At 74.2% G+C, this 6369-nt stretch carries 6 protein-coding genes; all 6 read left to right on the forward strand.

Annotated features, from left to right (window positions below):
• Positions 1–9 precede the first annotated feature (9 nt).
• Positions 10–423, forward strand: a complete 414-nt coding sequence (locus tag IEZ17_RS12970; RefSeq protein ID WP_189299607.1) for a DUF3151 domain-containing protein — start codon at positions 10–12, stop codon at positions 421–423.
• A 283-nt stretch (positions 424–706) separates the two neighbouring features.
• Positions 707–1618, forward strand: coding sequence for a tryptophan 2,3-dioxygenase family protein (locus IEZ17_RS12975; protein WP_189299609.1), 912 nt, complete (start codon positions 707–709; stop codon positions 1616–1618).
• Positions 1611–2999 carry a kynureninase gene (gene kynU / locus IEZ17_RS12980; RefSeq protein WP_189299611.1) on the forward strand — a complete coding sequence of 463 codons (1389 nt, stop codon included), beginning with the start codon at positions 1611–1613 and terminating at the stop codon, positions 2997–2999. The genes IEZ17_RS12975 and kynU overlap by 8 nt, the downstream gene beginning before the upstream one ends.
• The gene (locus IEZ17_RS12985) at positions 2996–3928 is read left to right on the forward strand and encodes an alpha/beta hydrolase family protein (RefSeq protein ID WP_189299613.1); all 933 of its coding nucleotides are present in this window, start codon (positions 2996–2998) and stop codon (positions 3926–3928) included. The genes kynU and IEZ17_RS12985 overlap by 4 nt, the downstream gene beginning before the upstream one ends.
• A 243-nt stretch (positions 3929–4171) precedes the next feature.
• Positions 4172–5542, forward strand: coding sequence for a sensor histidine kinase (locus IEZ17_RS12990; protein WP_229852206.1), 1371 nt, complete (start codon positions 4172–4174; stop codon positions 5540–5542).
• Positions 5539–6195 carry a response regulator gene (locus IEZ17_RS12995; protein ID WP_189299615.1) on the forward strand — a complete coding sequence of 219 codons (657 nt, stop codon included), beginning with the start codon at positions 5539–5541 and terminating at the stop codon, positions 6193–6195. The genes IEZ17_RS12990 and IEZ17_RS12995 overlap by 4 nt, the downstream gene beginning before the upstream one ends.
• The last annotated feature ends 174 nt before the right edge of the window (positions 6196–6369 follow it).

Raw genomic sequence — 6369 nt, forward strand, 5'->3', positions numbered from 1 at the left:
CTGGGAACCATGCCCATTCACGAGAATCTGCTCGGGGGACCGTCCCCGACCCACCTGCCCGACGACCCCGAGCCCCGCGAGCTGCTCGCGTCGGGCACGGCGCCGTCCGATGTCGCCGCGAAGTACCCGACCTCCTCGCTGGCCTGGGCCCAGCTTGCGGACGACGCCTTCCAGGCCGGCCGGACCGTCGAGTCGTACGCCTACGCCCGCACCGGCTACCACCGCGGCCTGGACGCGCTGCGCCGGGCCGGCTGGAAGGGCCACGGCCCGGTGCCCTTCGAGCACGAGCCCAACCGCGGCTTCCTGCGGGCGCTGCACGCCCTCGCCCGCGCCGCCCAGGCGATCGGCGAGCAGGAGGAGTACGAGCGCTGCTCAGCCTTCCTGCGCGACTCCTCGCCGACCGCGGCCGACACGCTGTCCTGACGCGAGCGCCCGCCGTACCGGGCGGGGCGGGTGTCCTTGCCGGGCGGGAAGGGCGCACTGACCGGATGGGACGGGTGTCCTGACCGGATGGGACGGGTGTCCGACCGGACGGGACGAGGTCCCAGGGGCCGGCCGCAAGACCGCGGCCGGCCCTTGCGCGGTCGTAGCCCAGCGCGGATGATTTCAGTGGGCCGGGTCATCCCGAGCCTGAGGGGACCGGGGCTCCCGTGCCGACAAGGAAGGAGCGGACCGCTACCCGGAGTTCGCACCTGAGGAGTCCCTCATGTCGCATCCGTCTCCCACCGATCCCGCGTACCGCCCGCCGGCCCTTGCGCCGGACGCCGCGGTCCCGGACGCCGCAGCCCCCGAGGCGGACCCGCCGTTCGGCCCCGATCTGAGCATCGGCAGCGGCACCACCACCCCGTACGAGGACTACGTCCAGGCGCGCGTCCTGACACATCTCCAGCAGCCGCTCTCCGACGACCCCGGCGAGATGGTCTTCCTGGTCACCACCCAGGTCATGGAGCTGTGGTTCACCGTCATCGTCCATGAGTGGCAGACCGCCGCCGAGGCGCTGCGCCGCGACGACCTGACGGTGGCGATGGACGCGCTGCGCCGTTCCACGTACGAGCTGGAGGCGCTGAACGCCGCCTGGAAGCCGCTGGCCCGGCTGACCCCGGCGCAGTTCAACTCCTACCGCGCCGCGCTCGGCGAGGGCAGCGGGTTCCAGTCCGCGATGTACCGGCGGCTGGAGTTCCTGCTCGGCGAGAAGTCCGCGTCGATGCTGGTGCCGCACCGCGGCGCCGACCAGGAGCACGCCGAACTGGAGAAGGCGCTCCAGGAGCCGAGCGTGTACGACGAGGTGCTGCGGCTGCTCGCGCGCCGCGGCCATGCCGTCCCGTCGGCCGTGCTCCGGCGGGACCCGGCGCTGCGCTACGAACCGGACCCGGCCGTCGAGGCGGTGTGGGCGGAGATCTTCGCCGGGCCGCAGGAGTCCGAACTGGTCCGGCTCGGTGAGCTCTTGACCGATGTCGCCGAGCTGGTCTGGCGCTGGCGCAACGACCATCTGGTGGCGACGCGGCGGGCGATGGGAGCGAAAATGGGTACCGGTGGATCCGCGGGAGTCGCCTGGTTGGAGAAGCGGGCCCGCAAGAACGTCTTCCCCGAGCTGTGGACGGCGCGAAGCCATGTCTGAGAGTTCTGAGAACACCGGGGCACAGCGCCCCGAGGGTGCCGGGAGCCCGGAGCGTCCCGCGGCCCCGCGGCAGCCCGCGGGCGCGTCCGGCGGTTCGGGCCTGCGCAAGGAGGCGGCGCGCGCCGCGGAGCTGGACGCGGCCGGGCCGCTCACCGCGACCCGCGACCGCTTCGTCCTCGACGAGGACACCGTCTACCTGGACGGCAACTCGCTCGGCGCGCTGCCCCGCTCGGTGCCCGGCCGGATCGCCGATGTCATCACCCGCGAGTGGGGCGAGCTGCGCATCCGGTCCTGGACCGAGTCGGGTTGGTGGACCGCGCCCGAGCGGGTCGGCGACCGGATCGCGCCGATCGTCGGGGCGGCGCCGGGCCGGGTGGTGGTCGGCGACTCGACCAGCGTCAACATCTTCAAGGCGGTGGTCGGCGGCATCAGGATGGCCGGAAAGGGCTGTACGGAAATCCTGGTCGACGCCACGACCTTCCCGACCGACGGCTATATCGCGCGCTCGGCGGCCCGGATGGCCGGTCTCGCGGTGCGCCCGGTCGAGCCCGCGCGGATCGCCGACGAGGTCACCGAGCGGACCGCGCTCGCGCTGGTCAACCACGTCGACTACCGCACCGGCGAGCTCAACGACCTCCCCGGCATCACCGCCGCGCTGCACTCCGCGGGCGCGCTCGCCGTCTGGGACCTGTGCCACAGCGCCGGTGCGCTGCCGGTGGGGCTGGACGCCCACGGGGTGGATCTCGCCGTCGGCTGCACGTACAAGTACCTCAACGGCGGCCCGGGTTCGCCCGCGTACCTCTACATCCGGGAGAGCCTCCAGGAGCGGTTCGAGTCGCCGCTGCCCGGCTGGAACTCGCATGCCGACCCGTTCGGGATGGACCCGGGCTACACCCCGGCCGGCGGCATCCTGCGCGGCCGGGTCGGCACCCCCGACATCCTGTCGCTGCTGGCGCTGGAGGCGGCACTGGAGATCTGGGACGGCGTCTCCATCGAGGAGGTGCGCACCAAGAGCCTGGCGCTGACCGACTTCTTCCTGGAGTGCGTGAACGAGTACGCGCCGCCGGGCCGGGTCCGCTCGGTCACGCCGTACGAGCACCGGCGGCGCGGCAGCCAGGTGTCGCTGGAGTCCGTGGGTGCCGGTGAGGTGATGGAAGAGCTCATCCGGCGCGGTGTGGTCGGCGACTTCCGCCGTCCGGATGTGCTGCGCTTCGGCTTCACCCCGCTCTACACGACCTTCGCGGACGCGGAGCGGGCGGCCTGGGTGCTCGGTGAGGTGCTGCGCGAGCAGGCGGACCGCGACACGGCCGCGGACGCCGGGACGGCCACGGCGGCGGTGCCGCCGGCGGAGGGCCCGGTGGCCGGCGGGGACGGCGGGTGAGCGCGGCCGACGAGGAGGCGGCGCTGCTGGGGCTCGCCCCGGTGGCGCCGGTCCGCACGGTGGCGTACGGGCCGCATCCGGACCAGGTGGTGGACCTGTACGGGTCGTGGCCGGAGCCGGAGCCGGAGCCGGGGTCCGGGGCGGCGCCTGGGGCTGTGGCGGAGCTTGGGGCCGGGGCCGGTCCCGGCGGTCCGGTGGTGGTCCTGCTGCACGGCGGTTTCTGGCGCGCGGCGTACGACCGGCGTCATCTGTCGCCGTGCGCCGCCGAGTTGGCCCGCTCCGGTCTGCCGGTCGCCCTGGCCGAATACCGCCGGGTGGGCGCGGGCGGCGGTGCGCCGCGGACGTTCGCGGACGTGGCGGCGGCCATCGGCGCGGCGGTCGGCGCGGCGGCCGGCTTCGGGTCCGTGGCGGGGGCCGGTGCCACGTCCGGTGGTGGGTCCGGCGGTGCGGGATCCGGTGGTGGGTCCGGTGGTGCGGCGGGGGTCGCGCCGGGCCGCCGTGGCGTCGTCCTCGTGGGGCACTCGGCGGGCGGGCACCTCGCGCTGCTCGCCGCCGCCCGCCCCGGTACCCCGGTGACCCGGGTCGTCGCGGTCTCGCCGGTCGCCGACCTGGCTCGCGCCCATGAACTGGGCCTGAGCAACGGCGCGGTCGCCGAGCTGCTCGGCGCCGGGCCCGGCCTCGCGGAACGCCTGGCCGCCGCCGACCCGATGGCCCACGGGCCCGCCGGCGTCCCCGTCACGCTGCTGCACGGCACCGCCGACCCGGACGTCCCGCCGGATCTCTCCCGCCGCTACGCCGCCGCCCACCCCGCCGCCACGGAGCTCCGCGAACTCCCGGGCGTCGGCCACTATGCACCCGTCACCCCTGGCACCGCCGCCTTCCGAACCCTCCTCGCGCTGCTGCTCGACGAGGGCCGGCGGGCGGGCTGACGGGCGGGGCGGGGCAGGTGGGCGGCCGGCCGGCGCGAGGGCGGACCGCCCGCGCGAAGCCCGTCTGGCTTGCGCTGGATATCCGGATGTGACCGATATGACCCCAGCGGCATCGGCGACCGCCCGCCGCCCCCTGTGACCTGCGGGGCAGCCGCTCCCGCCCGCGTAGTACTTGAGACGGACGCCCGCAGATCCGCTTCCGTGGGGACGCCCGGACGGCCGTCGCTGCTTACCGTTGTCTGCGTGAATGAGACGACCCAGACGCAGAGCACTCTGCGCTCGGAGGCCCGCATAGCCCATGGCGCGCTGCACACGCTGCGCCAGGACCTGTTCGTCGACGCCTTCGCCCTCCGCCCGATGCCGCCGCTGGACGACGCCAAGCTGGACCGCTGGGTGGGGTGGCTGCCGGGGCGGGTCAAGCGCGCGGCGCGCTGGCTGCCGCACTCCGCCGTCGGCTTCTTCGCGGTGTGCGTCTTCCTCGCGAGCTTCACCGCGGGCTACGAGATGGGCCCGATCCGCGGCGTGCTCGGCATCGTGTCCGCGCTGCTGCTCGCCGCGCCGCCGGCGCTCACCCTCTTCCGGCCGGTGGGCGCCTTCTGGCTGTCGCTGCTGGCGGTTGTCCTGGGGCTGGTCTGGATGCGGGTCTTCGGTCCGTACGGCAGCCCGTGGGGCGGTGCGGCCTTCGCCATCCACCTCGTCGTGATGACGCTGGTGGTGCTGCGCACCCGGCCGCGGCTGGCCGTGGAGATGTGGCTGGTCACCTTCGGGCTGGGCGGGGTGCTGTCGACGCTGACCGGCGGCGGTGTCGCGGGCGACATGACGGAGGTGGCCTTCTTCTCCGGGGTCGTCCTCGTCTCCGCCGCGGCGATCCGCGCCTGGCGCGAGGAGCGCCGGCAGGTCGTCGAGACGCAGAGCGCCACCGCCGAGGAGCGCTCCCGGCGCACCCTGCTGGAGGAGCGCGCCCTGATCGCCCGTGAGCTGCACGACGTCGTCGCGCACCATATGTCGGTGATCGCCATCCAGGCCGAGGCGGCGCCCTACCGGGTGGCGGACACCCCGCCCGAGCTCGCCACCTCCTTCGCCACCATCCGCGAGAACGCGGTCGCCGCGCTCACCGAACTGCGCCGCATCCTGGGCGTGGTCCGCTCCGAGGACCCGGACGCCTTCGCCGAGAGCGACCCGGAGGCCCCGCAGCCGACGCTCGCCAGCCTCGATTCGCTGCTGGGCAGCGTGCGCAGCGCCGGTCTGACCGTCGAGGCGGTGATCACCGGGGCGCCCCGGCCGCTGCCGCAGGGCGTCGAACTGTCCGCGTACCGGATCGTGCAGGAGGCGCTCAGCAATACGCTGCGGCATGCGCCGGGCGCGGACGCCCGGGTGGAGATCTCGTACGTGCTGGGCGGGCTCGGACTGCGGATCGTGAACGGCGCCCCGAGCCGGCTCGCCAAGCCGTCCCCGGGCGCGGGGCACGGGGTGCTCGGTATGCGGGAGCGGGTGCAGATGCTGGGTGGTGAGATAACGGCCGACCACACCGAGGACGGCGGTTTCGAGGTCGCGGCCTTCATTCCCGTGGCGCACACGGCGGGGGAGAGCACGGCGGGCGGGGGTGCCGCATGATCCGGGTGCTGATCGTCGACGACCAGGTGATGGTCCGCGAGGGTTTCTCCGTGCTGCTGAACGCCATGCCGGACATCGAGGTCGTCGGCGAGGCCGTCGACGGCCGGCAGGCGGTGCACAAGGTCGCGGTCCTCCGGCCCGACGTCGTCCTGATGGACATCCGGATGCCGGAGATGAACGGCCTGGAGGCGACCCGCGAGATCGTCGCCGCCGACGCGGACGCCAAGGTCCTCGTGCTGACCACCTTCGACCTGGACGAGTACGTCTACCAAGCGCTGCGCGCCGGAGCCAGCGGCTTCCTCCTCAAGGACGCCTCGGCCGGCCAGCTCGCCGAGGGCGTCCGGATCGTCGCCTCGGGGGAGGCGCTGCTCGCCCCCACCGTCACCAAGCGGCTGATCAGCGAGTTCTCCCGGCTCGGCGCGCCCCGTGCGCCGGCCCAGGAACGCATCGGCGACCTCACGGAACGGGAGACGGAGGTGCTGGTGCTGGTGGCCCAGGGGCTGTCGAACGGTGAGATCGCGGCGCATCTCGTCGTCGCCGAATCGACCGTGAAGACGCATGTCAGCCGGATTCTCGTGAAGCTCGGCCTGCGCGACCGCACCCAGGCGGCGGTGTTCGCGTACGAGGCGCGGCTGGTGACGCCGGGCGGCTGAGGGCTGCGAACGGCCGGTACGGCGGGCGGGCGGCGCCATAATGATCTCCTTTCCGGTGCGGGCGCACCCGGTGTGACGGCCGGTCGGCACACCGGTCGGCGCTTCGGCATCACTTCGGACGCCGCTTCGGACGGCACTGTCCACAGGCTGTGGACAGTGCGGTGGTCCGGCGGG

It is taken from the genome of Streptomyces albospinus, assembly GCF_014648695.1.
Lineage (GTDB): Bacteria > Actinomycetota > Actinomycetes > Streptomycetales > Streptomycetaceae > Streptomyces > Streptomyces albospinus.

What these genes read in the sequence shown, in the direction of transcription:
- IEZ17_RS12970 (WP_189299607.1), top strand. Translation starts at nt 10, where the DNA reads ATGCCCATTCACGAGAATCTGCTCGGGGGACCGTCCCCGACCCACCTG.
- IEZ17_RS12975 (WP_189299609.1), top strand. Translation starts at nt 707, where the DNA reads ATGTCGCATCCGTCTCCCACCGATCCCGCGTACCGCCCGCCGGCCCTT.
- kynU (WP_189299611.1), top strand. Translation starts at nt 1,611, where the DNA reads ATGTCTGAGAGTTCTGAGAACACCGGGGCACAGCGCCCCGAGGGTGCC.
- IEZ17_RS12995 (WP_189299615.1), top strand. Translation starts at nt 5,539, where the DNA reads ATGATCCGGGTGCTGATCGTCGACGACCAGGTGATGGTCCGCGAGGGT.